Origin of the sequence: Megasphaera cerevisiae DSM 20462, from assembly GCF_001045675.1 — a bacterium.
Taxonomy (GTDB): Bacteria; Bacillota; Negativicutes; order Veillonellales; family Megasphaeraceae; genus Megasphaera; species Megasphaera cerevisiae.
On record NZ_LEKT01000057.1, the window covers coordinates 1 to 19,291 of the forward strand.

The 19,291-nt window shown below is 42.3% G+C and carries 16 protein-coding genes; 3 read left to right on the forward strand and 13 right to left on the reverse strand.

Annotated features, from left to right (window positions below):
• Positions 1–234 precede the first annotated feature (234 nt).
• The 5 genes from sfsA to dapF all read right to left on the reverse strand — a co-directional run bounded on the left by sfsA (position 235) and on the right by dapF (position 5,696).
• The gene (gene sfsA, locus AB840_RS12890; protein ID WP_048515255.1) at positions 235–1,371 is read right to left on the reverse strand and encodes a DNA/RNA nuclease SfsA; all 1,137 of its coding nucleotides are present in this window, start codon (positions 1,369–1,371) and stop codon (positions 235–237) included.
• Positions 1,372–1,400: 29 nt separating this feature from the next.
• Positions 1,401–2,147: a TIGR03943 family putative permease subunit gene (locus AB840_RS12895; RefSeq protein ID WP_048515256.1), complete on the reverse strand. Its 747-nt coding sequence runs from the start codon at positions 2,145–2,147 to the stop codon at positions 1,401–1,403.
• Positions 2,147–3,739, reverse strand: coding sequence for a permease (locus AB840_RS12900; protein ID WP_048515257.1), 1,593 nt, complete (start codon positions 3,737–3,739; stop codon positions 2,147–2,149). Before AB840_RS12900 ends, AB840_RS12895 begins: the two co-directional genes overlap by 1 nt.
• Positions 3,740–3,742: 3 nt before the next feature.
• The gene (locus tag AB840_RS12905) at positions 3,743–4,702 is read right to left on the reverse strand and encodes a CobW family GTP-binding protein (RefSeq protein WP_048515258.1); all 960 of its coding nucleotides are present in this window, start codon (positions 4,700–4,702) and stop codon (positions 3,743–3,745) included.
• Between the two features lie 154 nt (positions 4,703–4,856).
• On the reverse strand, positions 4,857–5,696 hold the full coding sequence (dapF, locus tag AB840_RS12910; RefSeq protein ID WP_048515259.1) for a diaminopimelate epimerase: 840 nt from the start codon (positions 5,694–5,696) through the stop codon (positions 4,857–4,859).
• A 158-nt stretch (positions 5,697–5,854) separates the two neighbouring features.
• Between dapF and AB840_RS12915 the strand changes: the two genes are divergently transcribed.
• The gene (locus AB840_RS12915; protein WP_048515260.1) at positions 5,855–6,700 is read left to right on the forward strand and encodes an AraC family transcriptional regulator; all 846 of its coding nucleotides are present in this window, start codon (positions 5,855–5,857) and stop codon (positions 6,698–6,700) included.
• 8 nt (positions 6,701–6,708) lie between these two features.
• Here the strand turns inward: AB840_RS12915 and AB840_RS12920 are convergent, their stop codons facing one another.
• From AB840_RS12920 to AB840_RS12930, 3 genes are all read right to left on the reverse strand, one after another.
• Entirely contained in the window at positions 6,709–8,121 is a 1,413-nt protein-coding gene (locus AB840_RS12920; protein ID WP_053078191.1) for a DHA2 family efflux MFS transporter permease subunit, read from the reverse strand.
• Between the two features lie 73 nt (positions 8,122–8,194).
• On the reverse strand, positions 8,195–8,779 hold the full coding sequence (locus AB840_RS12925; RefSeq protein WP_048515262.1) for a TetR/AcrR family transcriptional regulator: 585 nt from the start codon (positions 8,777–8,779) through the stop codon (positions 8,195–8,197).
• Positions 8,780–8,963: 184 nt separating this feature from the next.
• Positions 8,964–11,246 (reverse strand): hydratase, encoded by a 2,283-nt coding sequence (locus AB840_RS12930; RefSeq protein WP_048515263.1) that lies wholly within the window; start codon positions 11,244–11,246, stop codon positions 8,964–8,966.
• A 314-nt stretch (positions 11,247–11,560) separates the two neighbouring features.
• Between AB840_RS12930 and AB840_RS12935 the strand changes: the two genes are divergently transcribed.
• On the forward strand, positions 11,561–12,901 hold the full coding sequence (locus AB840_RS12935) for a citrate synthase (protein WP_048515264.1): 1,341 nt from the start codon (positions 11,561–11,563) through the stop codon (positions 12,899–12,901).
• A gap of 1 nt (position 12,902) precedes the next feature.
• A complete protein-coding gene (locus AB840_RS12940) occupies positions 12,903–13,898 on the forward strand; it encodes an isocitrate/isopropylmalate dehydrogenase family protein (RefSeq protein WP_048515265.1) in 996 nt (331 codons plus the stop codon).
• Between the two features lie 59 nt (positions 13,899–13,957).
• Here the strand turns inward: AB840_RS12940 and AB840_RS12945 are convergent, their stop codons facing one another.
• From AB840_RS12945 to AB840_RS12965, 5 genes are all read right to left on the reverse strand, one after another.
• Entirely contained in the window at positions 13,958–15,046 is a 1,089-nt protein-coding gene (locus AB840_RS12945) for an iron-containing alcohol dehydrogenase family protein (RefSeq protein ID WP_048515266.1), read from the reverse strand.
• A gap of 10 nt (positions 15,047–15,056) precedes the next feature.
• Positions 15,057–16,379, reverse strand: coding sequence for an aminotransferase class III-fold pyridoxal phosphate-dependent enzyme (locus AB840_RS12950; protein ID WP_048515267.1), 1,323 nt, complete (start codon positions 16,377–16,379; stop codon positions 15,057–15,059).
• 170 nt (positions 16,380–16,549) lie between these two features.
• Positions 16,550–17,677 carry a PucR family transcriptional regulator gene (locus AB840_RS12955; RefSeq protein WP_048515268.1) on the reverse strand — a complete coding sequence of 376 codons (1,128 nt, stop codon included), beginning with the start codon at positions 17,675–17,677 and terminating at the stop codon, positions 16,550–16,552.
• A 41-nt stretch (positions 17,678–17,718) separates the two neighbouring features.
• Positions 17,719–18,315 carry a cytidylate kinase-like family protein gene (locus AB840_RS12960; protein WP_048515269.1) on the reverse strand — a complete coding sequence of 199 codons (597 nt, stop codon included), beginning with the start codon at positions 18,313–18,315 and terminating at the stop codon, positions 17,719–17,721.
• A gap of 49 nt (positions 18,316–18,364) precedes the next feature.
• Complete coding sequence (locus AB840_RS12965) at positions 18,365–19,024, reverse strand: amino acid ABC transporter permease (RefSeq protein ID WP_200809992.1); 660 nt, start codon at positions 19,022–19,024, stop codon at positions 18,365–18,367.
• Positions 19,025–19,291: the final 267 nt, after the last annotated feature.

A 19,291-nucleotide genomic window follows, 5' to 3' on the forward strand; every position in this document is an offset into this window, starting at 1 on the left:
AATTCTGTATCCATGATTTCTAACGCACAAACCAGTGCCTCTGTGAAAATCCGCATAAACAGCTGCAATAATTTTGTTTCGCGTATGATCGCGGTATCGGATTCCTTTATTGTTTTGATAATTTCTGCTATAATATATTCCATGAGAAGACCTTCGGTTGTGATATATTTTGCTGGCTAGGCAATATATCTATTATCTAGGTCTTTTCTTTTTTTTGCAATATCTTACCGAGAACTATTTTACACTAAGATGCAACCGGTTCATGCGGAAATTCTCCACCAGCTGCATAAAGTTGCGGCAGTGTATCGGATTATCCGTAAACCCAAACAAATGCGCTGAGCAATCACAATCCGTACATCCAAAACCTTTGATCTGCCAAGGAGCAATAGCACTGACAGCCGCCGCTAGTTGGTGTTCTAAATCATCAGCGGTACGGATAGGAATAACAGCCGTCACGTCAGCCTTCTGACGCAAATAATCGATATGCCAATGCAGCCGCTTACGTTTCCGCTGATGCCTTGCCAAGCGGGCGGCTAAGTTTCGTCTGGCTGATCCCACATACACATAGAATCCTTTAGGAAAATACATCATGCCCTTTGCTCCAACACGCAGCGCCTGCGATTCCTTTACTTCCAGCACCACCATATAATCACCGCCATCATGATTTTCCCGTTTTAAAATATAGTCGGGATATGTTAAAATCCGGACTGGCTCCGGCTTGGTAAAGGTAGTATCCCATCGCAGAGACAGTGCCTTCCATTCGAGCTTTGGCGCACTGGCATAAAAGGCAGAAGCAAATGCCGGATCCGTATGATAATCAGGTAAAAACCATTCCGCCCGGTCCCAATGGACCAAAAACAGCACTCCCGTATGAATTCCCCGGTCATGCATGTCCGCCAATTCCAGAATATGCTTCCTGCCCCGTTCTGTCACCGCATCGGGAAACATAGCGCCAGTTTTGCTGAAAAGAGTACACGATTTGACTTCTACGTAAAACAGTTCCTCATCGCGTGTCAGCAGCAAATCGAATCGGCTGTCACCGACAGTAACTTCCCGACGCAGCAGCTCCCACTCTTCCCAACCGGGAATGCGATGCTGCTCCACCAGCATTGCCGCCGTGTCGTTATTATACTGTGTATCCAGTAAAATAGGCACGCCATCCCTTTCTATACCGACAACATCATACGCGGTTTTGCGCCCCGGTTGCAGGGCCTGCCGTATATACATGACAGAATCAGGGAATAATAATTCCCACATCCGTCCCGGATTCGGCATATGGCAAGTCACATTTTTACCGTCTGCCCTGACATGGACGATAAATCGATTGGGCCTGTCTATAAATGTTCCCTTTATAATTTTCTGTCCATTCATTATACTCCCTCAACGTTATATACTCATCGTCAGTATGGATAAATATATCCAGCAACTCGTTTGGCTGGAACAACTTCTTTTACAGCAATGGTCGGCTGAATCAGTCCATGATATTCCCGATAGCCTAATTGCCCCTTTACAGCCAGCCATTGATATTCCTTCCAGTGTATATCTCCTGAATAGTTGCAGATCAAACCAAAGGGAGACACATCATTAATGCAGCAAGCCATAAGATACCGGGCCAGCGTAAAATTATTATTCGTCAGACTTTTATCATCATAAGAGACAAAGCCGATCATATATACTTCATAGCCTTCATAATCCTTTATATGCTGTGTAAGCTTTAAAATCAGAGGATAATAATTCGCCGTAGTAACCATGATTTTTTTGTGTGCCGCATCAATCCCATCTCCCTTTACAGTATCAAAATCAATACCAAAAGGACGTGGATCGATATTCTGCTGCTCTATCGTTTGAGACGCTGTCCGGCTGTCCGCTGAATACGCAGCGCCCAACAGTAACGGGCTGAAAAGCAGCAGCACCGGTATAAACAGTGCCAGACAGTGAGCGTATGCAAGTCGATATACAGGCCGTTTGACTTGAATCAAACTGGCAATTCCCCAAAGGATAAAAATAACTGCCGCCAAACAAATAAACAGCTTCATTCTGGGTACTACTAAAGATAAATATCTTCCTGTCACAACCAAGCCGGCCAATACCCCACCGGTCAGCAGTGAAATAATACCTTCCCATACAGCTTGTAAATTTATCTTCATTATACACCAACGCTTCCCGTCACAACAGCAAAAATAAATGCCGCAATACAGCAGGCAATGATAATGGTCACAACTAAACGATACACAAATTCCCGGGGAAATAGTGAAGACAGCAACAGGAAATTTTTTAAATCCATCATGGGACCGAACAAAAGAAAAGCCATAATCCCCGGCATAAGGATATGCGAGCTTAAATTTTTAGCAATAACCGCGTCTGCCGTGGAACAAAGAGATATAAAAAAAGCAAAAACGATCATAAGCTCAATCGCAGCAAACAGGTTGCTTTGCAAAGAATAAAACTGCAAAATTGAGCCGCCATAAATTTGAAAGAGAGAAGCCAGCAATGCCCCTAATAGGACATATGGCGCCATGCGGAAAAATTCCCGCTGTGAATGAATCAAAAAGCGAAGCGCTTTGCCATAAACATTTTTTTCTGATACCGCGGGAAAAGCAGTATAGCCGCATAAATTAATAGGAAGCTGTCCGGATGCGGTCAATTCTTCCAGGCCATGATAATTTTTGAAGGTAAGACTAATGCCAATTGCAGCTATCGTCCCCAGTACCACCCTTCCAATGACCACTTCCCAATTACCTGCAAAAGCATAGTACGTAGATAATATCACAACCGGATTTACAATAGGCCCAGCCAGCATAAACAGCATAGCCGCGGGGATCGGCACCCGACGGCCTATCAGTCCTCTAAATACAGGGATTGCCGCACAATCACAAACAGGAAATACAAAGCCTCCGGCAAGCGCGTACGCCATCCCTTTGACAAGGCTTCCTGATAAATATCGCTCTATACATGCCGGAGATATAAACAGCTGCAAAGCAGATGAACACAAAATTCCCAGCAGCAAAAAAGGGAAGGCTTGCAAAACAGTCGCCATCCAAAAGGTAAGCACTACGCGTATAGCCGCATAAGCCGGATCTGCCGATACGGCAAAAAAGCCATACAGAACCGTCATAAGCAATGCCAATCCCATAAAAAGAATACCTGAAGGCCGGGATGCGCCTTTATATATGGACGCTGCATTATCCAGAGATATATGCGATACATTTACACTATGTGTCTCCGGACAAATAGTCTTTAAAAGCCGCCTTGCCTTATGAATCTCTTCCGTCTTTTCCGGTGCCGCAGACTGCGGCGGAATACTATCCAGCAAGAAAATAGTATCGGCATTTAAAAGCTGACTGTATACAGCATCACCGGTTTTACCCAACATGGTGAGACAGAAGGACGGTGTTGTCACAAAGAAAATTTTTTTTATAACATAGTACCGAGACAGATTGGTTTGTAAAAACAATTCTTCCAGCCGCTGAAACGGGACCATCCCGTTCCATTCCAGCCAAACCTCGCTTACAGCATGTGCAGTAACACAGTTACGCAGCCTATAAGCGATTTCTTTTGCTGTGTCCTTCGTCAACAGCGGAAGTGTCACCACACAATCCTGCTGTGGTGCCGTCATACCTTCTTCCATCTGGACCACACAAATTTTTTTTCCATACCGCCGCTTCAGCAGATAATTCATAACAGTGGTCTTACCGGTGCTCAAAAAACCTGTGACAATATAGATCGGGGTCCGTTCCATGACCTACTGCTTCCAAAGACGCCGCAGCATCTTTTCATCCATACCAGCTCCAATGATGGTGAAAGTTTGATCTACTATATCCGTTTCCTCCATAACAATATTACCACCGTTATATTGCAAAGATATAAAGCCTTCCGGCGTAGGCAGAATTCCTTTCATCCGCACCACTTGTCCGGGTGCGCTGTTCAGCATCAATACAGCGCGCCGCTTCCATTCAATACCGGATCGAAGCGTTTCAGACCGAAGGGTCACAGCATTAAAATCATGATACGCATCGTGGTGATGATCGTGATGATCACAATGCATATCATGGTCGTGATCAGTACAAAGCGCTTCCTGTACTGTTTCTATGCACTGCACCTTTCTCGCAGGCTGACAGGGGAGCAACAGCAATTTTTTTAACGAAATGGTCTCCCAAGCCGTTTTATATATACTGGCCTCCGGATTGATTTTTCGAATGGCCGCCGCCGATTCCTCTGCCCGCAGTAAATTTTCATCGGCATGACTCAAAAAAATACGCTGGCCATGCTCGATTTGATCCGTAAAAAACTCCCCAAAATTATGAAGGTAGAGCAAGCTGCGCTGTGCATCCGCAATCGTAACAGGCGGCAGTACCGATATTCGATCCTGCAATGCAGCGCTGCGGCAAACTCTCAGCACATCAGAAAGCTTACCCACACCAGAGGGTTCAATAATGATCAAATCTACATCAGCCTGTGCTAATACCGTATGCAAAGACTTTTCAAAATCACCGGCCAACGTACAACAAATACAGCCTGAGGTAAGAGCCTGCAGCCGAATGCCCTGCTGCGTCAGCAGGGCAGCATCAAAGCTTACTTCACCAAAATCATTTTCAATGATCATGATTCGTTCCGTATTATCAAATTCCGCTAAAAACTGCCGGATAAAGGTTGTTTTTCCGGTACCTAAAAAGCCAGATACGATAAGAACAGGTGTTTTCATAGCACTATCCCTCTTTTTTATAGAAAATTTTATTTACTTATTCTATCACAAAATGTCATAAAACAAAAAACTATTCTCATTATAAGAGCCAAAAGCTGGCATACAGCCCTTCCGGGGATCTGTATGCCAGCTTTTGTTATATCATTATAACGGCTCAATCCGCAAGCCATTCACCGGTAAACGTAACAGCAGCCGGACCGGTCATATATACATTGCCGTCCTTTTCATCATATTCAATGTGAAGCGTCCCCAGATAGAGCTGGACATCAACACTGCGTCCGGTAAACCCATTCAGGTAAGAGCCGACGGCACAGGCACAGGAACCAGTTCCGCAAGCCAGTGTCGCGCCGGCACCACGTTCCCAAGTGTGAACCTTGATCGTATGGTTGTCCAATACCTGAATAAAATTCATATTGGTCTTCCGCGGGAATGCCTTATAGGTTTCAAATTGGGGTCCCAGATGATGAAGATCCACAGCATCGACATCCCGGACATATGTCATTGTATGAGGTACGCCCATAAGAAGACTTGTAATTTTATAGGTTTTACCGTCAATTTCAACCGGCTCATCGACAACCGGACCTGCCGGACCTGCCATAGGAATCTGAGCCCGTTCCATAAAAGGTTTTCCCATATTGATCGTGACCAGGCTCACTTTGCCATCTTTTCCCACTGTAACTTTAGGTTTCATGATCCCTGCTAACGTTTCCACAGCAAATTCACTCTTTGTAATAATACCATTGTCATATACATACTTTGCAAAGCAGCGGATCCCATTGCCGCACATTTCCGCTTCACTGCCATCGGCATTTATAATGCGCATACGCACATCGGCTTTTTCACTGGGAACGATGACAATAATCCCATCTGCTCCGATGCCAGTATGCCGGTCACACATTTTCACAGCCAGCTCTGAAAAATCGGTATTCACACCCTGTTTATCTTCAAAAAATACAAAGTCATTGCCCAAGCCATGCATTTTCACAAATTTCATAACAGATATATCCTCCTCACATGAGTTCACCATTACTATTTCATATTTTCTTCATTATACATAACCGAAAATAGCAATTATATGAAAATAATGCTATACTTATTGCAAATTCTGTTTTTATTTTATATTGTTACCATTTTTTTCACACAGGAGGCCGTATGTACGAAAAAACAGGGTATTTGGATACGCAGTTAAAACTATTTTACCTTTCCGACACCATGAACTGGGAATGTCCGTACCATTATCATGATTTCGACAAGCTTACGATATTTCTGCAGGGCCGCGTCACCTATGAAATAGAAGGTCAGTCTTATCTGCTGCAGCCCTATGATATCGTCGTCGTGCCGGCAGGGCAGATGCATCGCCCCATCATATCCGATACCTCCGTATATGAACGAATTATCGCATATATCGCGCCGTCTTTCTTCGATATATACAAACAGCGGCACTGTGATCTATCCGGTATTTTCACACAGCTATCTTCTCATGTACTCCGGCAATCACAGGAAGCGGGAAACGTATACGGAACTGCCTGCCGTCTGCGGCAAGCCTGGGCTGAAACAGACGAAGACGTTTCCTTGCTGCAGGAAACACTGTTTTTAGAGCTTATGATATATCTCGCCAAGGCCATCCGAAAAAAAAATGTAGATTACGTTAAAACAGGAAGCCACAACGTAAAAATACAGCAGATTATGCATTATATCAATGATCATATTGCCCAGCCTTTGTCGGTTCCCCTGCTGGCACGGCAGTTTTACGTCAGCCCGGATTATCTCATGCACCTATTTAAAGGAGAAACAGGGTATTCTCTGGGCAATTACATTACGACTAAACGATTGCTTGCCGCACGTACTTTGATGGAAAAAGATATCCCTTTGACAACAGTCTGTTACGATAGCGGCTTTAAAAACTATTCCACCTTCTACAGGGCCTGGAAAAAGTTTTACGGCGTATCTCCTAAAAAGGGGATTTCTAATACGCTTTCAGAAGGACCTATAGAATAATAATAGTATCAGCTCCGCAACCGAATTTTAATATTTAATAAAAGGGAAAATAAAAATGCAATACCAATCAAAATAGCCGCATTGCTTATGGAATAATGAAATCCGCTATACAACGCATGGATATGCAACGAAGAATCTGTTAATTTTCCCGCATATTGAGCAATATATTTTCTTTCTCCCGCATCCATAAGTCCGACAAAAAGTGGCGTTCCCAATGCGGATCCCAATTGAATAAATGTATTAATAATCGCCACCCCATGTGCTTGTTTGGACAGGGACAACTGTTTCAATGCATGAGATTGCATTGGTGACCATGCCAATGCAATACCCAAATAGATGATCATATTAAATAACGCGATCAGCAACACAGATGAAGATATTTGTATACGGGCCAATACCAACAAACCGAACCCCATGATCAGTATTCCTCCCGGAATAATTTTTTTTCCGCCAATATGATCATATAGTCTCCCAGATATAGGAGTAACTGCGCTGCATACTAAAACAGCCGGAAATAAAGTCAGTGCAGCCTGCAATGAAGTCAGCTGCATTCCTTTTTCCAATAATAACGGCAATACGATATTTATTGAAAATTGCACCATTTGCACAACAATAACAAGCAATGCACATACTGAAAAATATGTTTTCCTGAATGCTGTAATATTAAGCATCGGTTCCCTTAATCCCAATTGCCGTTTACAAAAAAATATGATAGATACAATCCCTATAGAAAATATAATTAAAATATCTCTCCAATTGCAATCGGAACTGACAATACTGATTCCGTAAACTAAAAAAGAAAATCCAGTCGTAGACAACATAATGGATATTCTGTCAATCTTAGGTTTCGAGCAGGGAATCACATTTTTTAAATATATCATTCCGCCGCCTATACAAAAAAGAATAAACGGCAGCAGTAAAACAAATAATGCCCGCCAAGTAAAAAATTGCAATACCAATCCAGAAATAATAGGTCCTGCAGCCGGCCCTATTAAAATAACACAGGTACATATCCCCATGATGTAACCATGTTGTTCACGAGGATAGCTTGCTAATGCGGTATCAATCATAATAGGAGCCAGCAGCCCTGTTCCTAATGCCTGAATCATCCGTGCCAGTACTAATACCATAAAATCAGGAGAAAAAACAGCTGCCAATGTCCCCAGTCCAAAGATTCCCATCGCTCCTAAATACAATTTTTTCGTCGTAAACGTATAAATCAAAAAAGCTGATATGGGAACCATAATGGCAACAATTAAAACATACCCTGTAGAAAGCCACTGTACCATAGTCGCAGTGACATTCATTTCTGACATAATAGGAAATAATGCGACATTCAAAATCGTTTCGTTCAATAAAGATAAAAAGCCTCCTAATAGCAATACTAACATGGTAACAAACAAAGAGTGTTCAGCTTTCATTTTATATGCCCCTTTATATATAGACCAACTTATATATTAATAGCCTGATTATTTTTCATTACGGCTATATTCGTTATTTTAAAACATGGATATCATACTGGGAAATTAGAAATTCGATTTCTTTAGACACAATTGTCAGCGGAGATGTATTTCCATGTGTAACGGAAAGCAATATGGAGCCTTCTACCATCGTTTGAATCGTAATTCCCAGTTCAGCAGCTTTTTCTTCCGTAAAACCAGATGCGATTAATTTTTCTGCATATATTTTCTCTATTTCATAAAAAGACTGACTGCAGGCTGTACGCAGCAACTCACTTGATAAATACGTTTCCAGCGCCACCAGACTCAGTGACGTGTTATTCAATTTTCGCTCTTTATCCAACGCAACTTTGATTCCCCGAATGACTTCCTGTATGGCTAATATAGGATCAGTGTGACGCTGCAGTCCATTTTTTATTTTTTGTCGAATAAAATTTCCTGCAAAGCGGACTGCCGCAACACCTAACTCCTCTTTTCCATGAGGAAAATAATAATACAATGATCCCTTTGGGGAATCACTATTCTTAATAATTTCATTTAATCCAGTTGCATGATATCCTTTAGTTTGAAAAAGATCTGATGCAGTTTGTATAATTCTTTCCCGTGAAGTAGTTTTCATTGGGTTACCTCTTTCCAAGACTATAATTATATAATTCGGTCTATATAATTATATATAACCATATTTTCCTGATAAGTCAATAGATAAATACCCTTATACCAAGATATTTTTTATACTATCTGGTATAAGGGTATTTGATATTACTTCAACTATGGTTTCTATATTAGTAACTAAACTGATTTTTCTAACGGCTGCGATTAAAGTTAATGAGGCAGCCTGCCTTTACAATACTTTTTTCATCTTCTGTCATATCTGCAATATACAAGGGAATTTCCCGAATCGTATCGCCCACGATATATGCCTTGATATCCTGCATATCCCCGTTTAAGGCCTTACGTATATCAGGAACGTAAATATAGTCGCCTATTTCAAAATCCGGATCGGCCTTCATCTGGAACGGTAGCATCCCCCAGTTGATGACATTAGAACGATACCGCTTTGTCGCATATTCTTTGCAGATATTAGCCAGTCCTCCTAATACACGCTGACAGCTTGCCGCTTGTTCGCGGGCCGAGCCATCACCCGGTTTGATACAGTATATCATGCTGCCGATTTCCGTCGTCTTCATATCTGCATCAGAAAATTTTTTCTTCAGTGCAGCGAAAACCGATCGGAGACCTTCATCCTTTTCTGCGGGACATTGTCCGTTCATGCGGGCCCGCTCCGCTTTATCAATGGCTTTAGCTCGTCCAACATATTCCGGGTCCCGGCGGGATAATGTAAATTCCGCCAGCCCCAGCGGATTGGAGCGATAGGAGGATGTTTCTCCGGAAGGAATCAATTCATCCGTCGTCGTTACAGGATCCATGATTTTAGCACATACCTTGAGAAGAATATGATCTGCCAACGGTTCCATTGCCGGCCAATCCTTGATATTAGGCCCGTATACCAGCTGTTTTTCTTTATCTGCCTTGCCAAATCCCTGGTATACTCTGGCTTCATAGGACTTGTTATCGTAGTCATACGGCGGTATTGCATAATCGTCGGCATAGGCTTCAGCCGACGTGAGTATGCCGCCATTGACAGCCGTCGAGGCAATGGATCTGGCGTCCATGAGAGCCACTGCGGAAAATTGGCCGCTGCCTGGCTTGGAGCCCTCCCGATTGGGGAAATTACGTGTCGTATGACGGATACTAAAGGCATTATTGGCCGGCGTATCTCCTGCGCCAAAGCAGGGACCGCAGAAGGCTGTTTTAAAAATAGCTCCGGCCTCCAACAGGGTGGAAACGGCTCCCTTCCGTACTAAATCCATGTATACGGGCTGCGAAGACGGATATACATCCAGCGAAAATTCACTATTACCACAGCTGGCATTTTTCAAAATATGCGCAGCCGCCATTACATTACAATAATTTCCGCCGGCACAGCCTGCTATCACTCCCTGCTGAACATGCAGCTTGCCATCGATTATTTTATCAGTCATGCTGTAACGGAGGTCTTTATTGCTCATGCGTTCATTAATGCTCACTTCCGCATCATGAAGAATATCATATAGATTCGCATTCAGTTCGTCTATCGTAAAGGCATTGCTGGGATGCATAGGCAGTGCTATCATAGGTTTGATTGTGCTCAAATCAATAAAAATCATACCATCATAATATGCCGTATCCGCCGGATTCAATTCCTGATAGTCCTCCGAACGGCCATGCTGCGCAAGGTAGGCCTTTGTATCTTCATCTGTACGCCATACGGAGGACAAACAGGTCGTTTCCGTTGTCATGACGTCAACACTGTTACGATAATCCGTGTCCATGGAGGCGACTCCCGGTCCGACAAATTCCATTACTTTATTTTTGACATACCCATTTTTAAATACAGCGCCGACAATCGCTATGGCAATGTCGTGCGGCCCCACACCAGGGTTAGGACTTCCCGTCAAATACACGCCGACAACACCCGGATAGGCTACATCATAGGTATCACATAGCAATTGTTTGACCAGTTCACCGCCGCCTTCTCCGACAGCTATCGTGCCCAGCGCCCCATAGCGTGTATGACTATCCGAGCCAATGATCATTTTGCCGCAGCCGGCCATCTTTTCGCGCATATATTGATGAATGACAGCCACGTGAGGCGGTACAAAAATACCGCCGTATTTCTTTGCCGCCGACAAACCGAAAACATGATCATCTTCATTAATCGTACCTCCGACAGCACAAAGAGAGTTATGACAGTTCGTCAGTACATAGGGCAACGGAAAGGTATCCATTCCCGAGGCCTTTGCCGTTTGAATAATACCGACAAAGGTAATATCGTGGGATGCCATGGCATCAAATTTAATTTTTAAATGCTTCATATCTGATGCTGTATTGTGTTTTTCCAAAATAGAATAGGCAATCGTACCCTTGCGCGCCTCTTCCTTACATGCTTTTTTTCCGGTGAGCTGTTCTACCCTGCCCGCTTCCTCTTCCGGCACAATATCAGTGCCATGGATCAGATAAACACCGCCGTCATATAATCGAATCATTACTTTCGCCCTCCTCTGCGTACAATAATGCTCATACTGCTGGATTTTCTCATACTGAAATTTGTGCAAACAACTTTCATAATATAAAATTTTCGTTGATTCAGTAAATATTATATCATAATTATTCTTCTCATGGCTACCCTTTTCAATTTCTCATTCTCACTCTTTTATTTTATTTTTCCCGTATTTATGCTATAATAATTTATGCTTAGCAAAAATGTAACCCAAGGTATTCTGAAAAGTATAATTATGAATATTTGAGAATAATTAAAAATTATATAAAAGATCTACCTTGTCGGAAAGAGAGGAATCACATGGACAAGAATATTTATTTGGCTCAATTCTATGGAAAGTCCCAAAATTATACACAGATTCCCCGTGAATGGTATTCAAAATACGGCGTAAAACGTGGCCTGCGCAATGAAGATCATACCGGTGTGTTGGTCGGACTGACCCGAATTGCCGATGTCGTCGGTTATCAACGAAATGCCGAAGGTACAAAAATAGACTGTGACGGCATTTTATACTATCGCGGCATTGATATCCGTGATCTGGTAAAGAAAGAAAAATACAACGGCTATTTATATGAACAAGCCTGTTTTCTTCTTTTATTCGGATATTTGCCAACCCGTGAAGAACTCAATGCATTCTGTAAGGTCCTGCAGGACAGCTACGATCTGCCGGATGATTTTCTGGAAATGAACCTGCTCCGGCTGCCCGGCCGTAATCTGATGAATAAGCTGCAGCATTCATTGATTACCTTGTATAACTACGATCCCGATCCTGACAATACAGACGTGTATCAGACACTGCGCAAAGGACTCAATATCATGAGCAAGCTTCCTTCCATTGCCGTCTATGCCTATATGTCTAAGGTACACTATTATAATAGAAAGAGCCTTGTCATTCATTATCCCCGCAAGGATTATTCTACGGCGGAAAATATCCTATCCATGCTTCGTTTGGACGGCAGCTTTACGGCCAAAGAAGCCCAGCTCCTCGATTTACTTCTTTTTCTCCATGCAGATCACGGCGGCGGCACGAATTCCACCTTTACGAATGTCGTCGTATCATCGACAGATACGGACATTTATTCCAGCATGGCCAGTTCTATCGGGGCCTTAAAAGGACCGCGCCACGGCGGGGCAAATGTTAAAGTATCACTAATGATGGAAAACATTATCGACGCGGTTGGTCTGAAAGCTACAGACGGGCAAATCAAGGATGTCATCGAAAAAATACTGCACCGACAATTTAAAAATCACAGCGGTCTTGTTTATGGCTTTGGTCACGCCGTTTATACCTTATCGGATCCCAGAGCTGAAATCATGCGCCATTACTGCGGCATGCTGGCAAAAGAAAAAGGTATGGAGGACATTTTTGATTTCTACAACCGCTTTGAAAAGATTGCCGTGAAAACTCTGAGCGAAGAAAAGGGCGCGAATATGTGCAGCAATGTAGATTATTACAGCGGCTTTGCTTATAATATGCTGGGAATTCCCCGCGATTTATATACACCGCTCTTTGTCATCAGCCGTATCGTAGGCTGGCTGGCTCATAATATTGAGCATAAACTATATGACAACCGTATCGTTCGTCCGGCAGCCAAATATGTCGGAGATTTGATGGATTATATTCCTATGGAGGACAGATAACATGAAAACAATTACTGTATTCAAAGGAGACGGCATCGGCCCGGAAATCACAGATGCCGTTATTGCCATTCTTCAGGCCGCCAAAGCCCCGCTGAATTACGAATTTTTCAACGTCGGTGCCGCCGAATATGAAAGAAACGGCGCGCTGATTCCGAAAGAAGCATTTACATCTTTTGAAAGGACACATGTCCTGCTGAAATCTCCTATTACAACGCCTATCGGCAAGGGTTTTCGTTCACTAAACGTAACTTTGCGCAACAAATATGATTTGTATGCCAATATCCGTCCGGCAAAATCCAATGATGCCGTACCCACCCCTTTTTCTCATATTGATCTGGTCACGTTCCGAGAAAATACGGAAGATCTTTACGTCGGCGTAGAATACAAAATCAATGCCGATACCATCCATGCCATCAAAATCATTACCAGACAGGCCAGTGAACGTATTATCCGCGCAGCCTTTGAATATGCTGTCGCCCATGGCCGCAAAAGGGTAACGTGTGTCCACAAGGCCAATATCCTAAAAATGAGCGACGGATTGTTCCTATCTATTTTTAAGGAAATAGCCAGGGAATATCCGCAGATAGAAAGCGATGACAAGATCGTCGACAACACGTGCATGCAGCTCGTTATGCATCCTGAAAATTTTGATATTATGGTAACTCCCAACCTGTACGGCGATATTATTTCTGACCTCACCAGCGGTCTCATCGGCGGTCTGGGACTCCTGCCGTCTATGAATATCGGTAAAGACTATGCTATGTTTGAGGCTGTCCATGGCAGCGCTCCCGACATCGCCGGCAAACATATCGCCAATCCAACAGCCCTTCTCTGGTCAGCCTGCATGCTCCTTGAGTATCTTGGTGAAACACAGACGGCGTTTGCTATCCGCAGCGCCGTAGATGCCGTATTGGCCGAAAAGAAATACCTGACGCCTGATTTAGGCGGTACGGCTACAACGGAACAATACCGTAATGCCGTTATTGCACATGTATAATAAAAATATCAAAAAAAACTCTGTTGATCTGATATCGATATCGTCAACAGAGTTTTTTTTTATTTTAAATCAGCATAGATTTCACTTACAATTTGCGGTGTAATGTCATAGGAGGTATTTTTGACAGCATTGGTCGGCATGGTGAGTTTCGTATAATCCAACAGTTCCTGTTCTGTCAATTTTACTGTATCCGGTATGATTTTTTTCATGCACCGGATAAAATCATCCATTCCGTCTAATTCCAACAGCTCCCATATCTTCTCTACCTTATCGGGCATAGTCTCTGCCATCAGTTTCATATACGAAGTAAACAGCATACCATTGGCTCGTCCATGGGAAATCCCTTTGTAATAGGTCAATTGGTAGCCCATGCCGTGAATCAGCGTCGTTCCGGTCTGCGCAATAACGATACCTGCCAAAGTAGATCCGTACATCAAATCCTCGCGAGCCTCATAGGATACCGGTTCTCCCAGTTCAGGAAGACGGGCTCCGATAAAACGCATCGCCTCTTCAGCCCACACATCACTGACCGGCGTCGCCGTTCTGGCCATGTACCCTTCAACGGCATGCGATAAAGCATCTACGGCCGTATCGATGGTTACAGGCACAGATACAGCCATGGTAAATGCCGGGTCTGCAAAAGAAGCCGCTGGGAATAGCATCGGATCGGCCACTGCCTGCTTTGTTCCGGCATGGGGATTCGTAAGAATAGCCGCCTTTGTCACTTCACTTCCCGTTCCTGACGTTGTCGGCACCGTAATAATAGGAAGCGGTTTCTTATAGGGTCCTGTAAATAAAGCCGCATCATCCAGTTCATTGGTGCATAGCAGCGCAATGACCTTGCCGGCATCCATTGGCGAACCGCCGCCAATGGCAATGACAAAATCAACGCCTTCCCTTTGCCCCGCAGCGGCTGCCTTACGAACCGTCTGGATGGATGGATTGCTTTCCACTTCATCAAAAAGGATCCATGAAATTCCCAATTCTTTCAGCTTATCTGTTACCGCCTTTTGCGAACCATTTATTTTTGCTGAATGACGTCCTGTCACTATTAGGGCTTTTTTTCCGAAGGATTGGATTATATTGCCCGATTCGGCAATACAATCTTTTCCAAAAAATAATGTCGTCGGCATTGCATACTGAAACATGGAATCCCTCCTAGATCATACAATCCACTTCTGTCAGTACGTCATCCATAATTGCCATGGCTTCTCGCAGCTGTTCTTCCGTGATAATGAGGGGCGGTGCTACCATAATTGTATTTTCATGAGAATAGGTGTAGAAGCCCTTACCGATCAAATTTTTGATAATGGCCGGCATAATTCCCTCCGGATCCTGACCATACGGTACCAGCGGTTCTTTGGTTTCCTTATCCTTGACCAGTTCAATAGCCGACCATAATCCAATATAGCGGACATCTCCTACACAAGCATGCTTGGTTTTCATTTCTTCTTCGATTTCTCCCAGCACCTTGCCGACAGCTTTGACATTATCCAGAATATGCGCCGTATCATAATAGTTCAGGCAAGCCACTCCAGCGGCACACGCCAATGGATGTCCACTGTAGGTCAACCCGCAGGATAATACATGATCATCAAAAAATGCGGCAATTTTCTTAGAAACGGCTACGCCGCCAAGTTGTACATAGCCGCAGGTAATCCCTTTGGCAAAAGATACGATATCTGGTTTGACATTGAAATTTTCAAAAGCAAACATCTTACCTGTACGGCACCAGCCAGCCATTACTTCATCACAAATCATCATGATGCCGAATTCATCACAAATGTTGCGTACACCTTCCAAATATCCTTTAGGCGGAATAATAATGCCGTTGGAGCCGGTAATCGTTTCCATGACGATTGCTGCAATCGTTCCTGGATTTTCATACACTACCTGTTCACGCAGCTTGGTAATATAAAAGTTTGTTGCTTCTTCTTCACTGGCAAATGTAACCGCCTCACGATACACATAGGGATCAAAAAATTTTACAAATCCCGGAATTCCCGGTTCCAAAGCATACCGGCGCGGTTCTCCCGTAATATTGCCCGCACCGAAGGTTGATCCATGGTAACTGCGATAGCGGCTCATTACCTTATACCGCCCGGTATACAGACGGGCCATTTTGATGGCATTTTCATTCGCGTCCGCACCGCCATTAGTAAAAAACACTTTACCCATGGTATCCGGCATACGATCAATAACCATCTTAGCCAGTTTAGAGCGGGGTTCCAACGCAAAAGCCGGAGATAAAAAGCAATATGTATCAGCCTGTTCTTTAATTGCTTCGACAATTTCCTTATTGCCATGACCCACGTTGGCATTGACCAGTTCAGAAGACATATCCATATACCGCTTACCGTCGCTATCCCACAGATAAATTCCTTCTGCCTTGGTAATAACCATGGGATTCAAGCCTCCCTGTTTGGCCCACGAATGAAGATTATATTTCAAATCCATTTCTTTGATTTCTGTCCCCGTCATATAACGCATCTCCTTTTAATTTAAAATTATATTAATATTCTCTCAAATAAAAAGCAATGATGCTTTTTACTAAAGCGCCATTGCTTTTCTTTGTCTCTATTATACGCATCTGCTGACAGCAGTTTCAATTCATAAAAAGAAAGTCTTTTTTATGCATATGCACAATACTATTAAAATATATCTCGAATTTTAAAAGCCATTAATATAGCTAGCTTATGTTCTTCACTATATACGGATTTCCCTAAAATATGTTCTATTTTATTGAATTTATACAGAATCGTATTCCTATGCACCACTTCATGTATAGCCGTATCCTTAATGCTGCAGTCATGATCGATATAATACCGCAGGGTTTCCATTAAATTGGAATTATGTGTTTCGTCATATGATTCCAAAGGTCCCAGTACTTCCTTATAAAATTTTTTCAACACTTGCACAGGAGTTCCGTTCAAGAGCAATTTATATAATCCCATATAATCATAATATACAATAGGTGTTTCGTAATTTTTTGCCAACACGTTAATTGATACTGCTTGTTCATAGCTCAAGGACAATTTTGACAGTTGACTTACAACAGAGCCAACACTAATATATACATTCATATTTTTCTCTGTCAAATACGCATACATGGACTCTACAGTTTTCTTCATATCCTCTATGGATTCACTGCTAACCACAACAACAATATCCTCATGATGTGAAAATGCTAATATATGTCCATTCCATAACTTTAGCAATGCTAATATTTCATCAAAGTCATTATTAGAATACCGTTTACGGACTATAACAGCCCGAAATTCCCCCTCAACACTGAATCCCTGGCTCTCCAGTGCCAAACAAGCTGCCTGACATTGATCCGGCAGCATCAACACCTGCTTCAAATAATCAAGAATACTTTGCTTTCTCTTTTCATCATCAATGATAAAACGGCATAAATATCGCGTAATATCCACTAAATGAACATCCCATGGCAGTGAAAACAAAGGTACATTATACGTATTGCAAAAATCAATAACAGATTGAGGAATCTCGTTGATATATGGTCCGACATTAATAACTAAGCCCGCAGCTTTACGTTGTTTGAGACGCCGGACATAATCCAAAATCCACTCTTCCCCATCATACAAAAGGCCCGTAAAAAATACCAGTTCGCCACCATGTAAAAAAGATGCTGATTCAGCGCTTTCTATCATATGAATCCACTCCACAGTACGATCCAGCCCTTTTTCGCCTGCAAGTAATTGAATTTTATACAGATGTAAGCTTTTTTCGTATAAACGACCAATCGTTACACTCACAGTTTTACCTCCCATATTATCTGCTGAATATATAAGCGTTTCTATCCAAACTTAGCAATTACAAGATTACTCAAAAATTTAGCAGTTTCACAAACTCCCAAAAAGCTGCTGTCGATAATGATATCATTATAATGAAAATCTCCTTGCTTATAATTAGCATATTGCAGTTGATACGCATCACGAGCTTTATCAACATCTTTGATCATTTTTCTAGCTTCTTTTTCTTCCATGTGCAAATAATTAACGCAATTTAATACCCTGGCCTCTTCTGGAGCGTATATAAAAATACGTATTAGATTCTTATGCTGACGCAGTATATAATCCGAACATCTTCCTACGATAATAGAAGATTTGGCATCTCCTAAATTGATAATAATTTGTCTTTGTTCTTCAAATAATTTAAGCTTTTTATCATCTGAACCAAACCCTAAAGGAAAACACATTTGCCAAAAAGCACCTTTAGCCGCAGATTCTTCCAGATCACTTGCTTCTTTTAAAGGCATATCTATTTTCTTTGCAGCCAGCTCAATAATATCTCTATCATAAAAATCAACATTCAGCTGTTCCGCCATTTTTTTTGCAATCGGACGCCCCATACTGCCAAACTGTCTGTTAATAACAACAACAAATTTCTCCATATACTTTCCTCCTTACATTAAATATATACAGTATTTGCATAAAAAACAATTAAATCTTCATAATTTTTTTTTCTATCAGGCTAATAATACGGGACAAGGGAAATGTAATAAGCAAATAAATCACGGCCAGAATAGTATAGGATTCGATAGTTAAAAAGGTTTGCGATGTTACTTCCTTGGTTTTAAGCAATAATTCCGGTAATGAAATATATGCCAATAAAGAAGTATCTTTAACAATGGTGACTAAATAATTTCCAAAAACAGGAACAGAATTTCTCATAGCTTGAGGTAAAATAACACTGCACAAGCATTCAAATTCTCCAAATCCTAAAGATAAGGCGGCTTCGCGCTGTCCTGAATCAATATTTGCGATTGCAGAACGGATAACTTCTGACAATAAGACCGCATAATGTATTCCCAAGCCAATAACCCCTGCCATAAAAGGGGTCATTTTAAAATCCGCATACCCGCCGGTGAAAGAAATCACAATATTAATCAAAAGAGGAATTACATAATACGTATATACCAATTGAACTAATAACGGAGTGCCCCTGACAATTTCAATAAGAAATAGCATCATAGCATTCACTATTTTTATATTACTTATTCTGCCAAAGGCAATAGCAATCCCCAAAAACATTGCGACTATGAATGATGTGATGGTAACTTCTACAACAATCCAAAATGCATCAAATAGCTGTGGCAGCAATAAAGAACAGGCTCGCTGAAGGGAGTGTAAAATGAAGTGTGTAAGTTACCGGTAACCAATTTACTAACTTACGCACTTCATTTTTTTGTCGAGGTGCGGTACACTATCAGAAAGCAGGTTGAAAGGAATTGAGTACAGCACTGATGAAGAAACGTAGAAACCCGAGTGAGAAAGGCCAGGCAATCGCCAAGCTCATCATGGAACAATACCAGCCGAAGACGCAGGAAGACATGCAGATAGCGCTGAAGGACGTGTTCGGTCCTATCT

Excerpts from the sequence above, each read along its gene's own strand:
- sfsA (WP_048515255.1), bottom strand. The coding sequence starts at position 1,371 with ATGAATGGACAGAAAATTATAAAGGGAACATTTATAGACAGGCCCAAT.
- AB840_RS12895 (WP_048515256.1), bottom strand. The coding sequence starts at position 2,147 with ATGAAGATAAATTTACAAGCTGTATGGGAAGGTATTATTTCACTGCTG.
- AB840_RS12900 (WP_048515257.1), bottom strand. The coding sequence starts at position 3,739 with ATGGAACGGACCCCGATCTATATTGTCACAGGTTTTTTGAGCACCGGT.
- AB840_RS12905 (WP_048515258.1), bottom strand. The coding sequence starts at position 4,702 with ATGAAAACACCTGTTCTTATCGTATCTGGCTTTTTAGGTACCGGAAAA.
- dapF (WP_048515259.1), bottom strand. The coding sequence starts at position 5,696 with ATGAAATTTGTGAAAATGCATGGCTTGGGCAATGACTTTGTATTTTTT.
- AB840_RS12915 (WP_048515260.1), top strand. The coding sequence starts at position 5,855 with ATGTACGAAAAAACAGGGTATTTGGATACGCAGTTAAAACTATTTTAC.
- AB840_RS12920 (WP_053078191.1), bottom strand. The coding sequence starts at position 8,121 with ATGAAAGCTGAACACTCTTTGTTTGTTACCATGTTAGTATTGCTATTA.
- AB840_RS12925 (WP_048515262.1), bottom strand. The coding sequence starts at position 8,779 with ATGAAAACTACTTCACGGGAAAGAATTATACAAACTGCATCAGATCTT.
- AB840_RS12930 (WP_048515263.1), bottom strand. The coding sequence starts at position 11,246 with ATGATTCGATTATATGACGGCGGTGTTTATCTGATCCATGGCACTGAT.
- AB840_RS12935 (WP_048515264.1), top strand. The coding sequence starts at position 11,561 with ATGGACAAGAATATTTATTTGGCTCAATTCTATGGAAAGTCCCAAAAT.
- AB840_RS12940 (WP_048515265.1), top strand. The coding sequence starts at position 12,903 with ATGAAAACAATTACTGTATTCAAAGGAGACGGCATCGGCCCGGAAATC.
- AB840_RS12945 (WP_048515266.1), bottom strand. The coding sequence starts at position 15,046 with ATGTTTCAGTATGCAATGCCGACGACATTATTTTTTGGAAAAGATTGT.
- AB840_RS12950 (WP_048515267.1), bottom strand. The coding sequence starts at position 16,379 with ATGACGGGGACAGAAATCAAAGAAATGGATTTGAAATATAATCTTCAT.
- AB840_RS12960 (WP_048515269.1), bottom strand. The coding sequence starts at position 18,315 with ATGGAGAAATTTGTTGTTGTTATTAACAGACAGTTTGGCAGTATGGGG.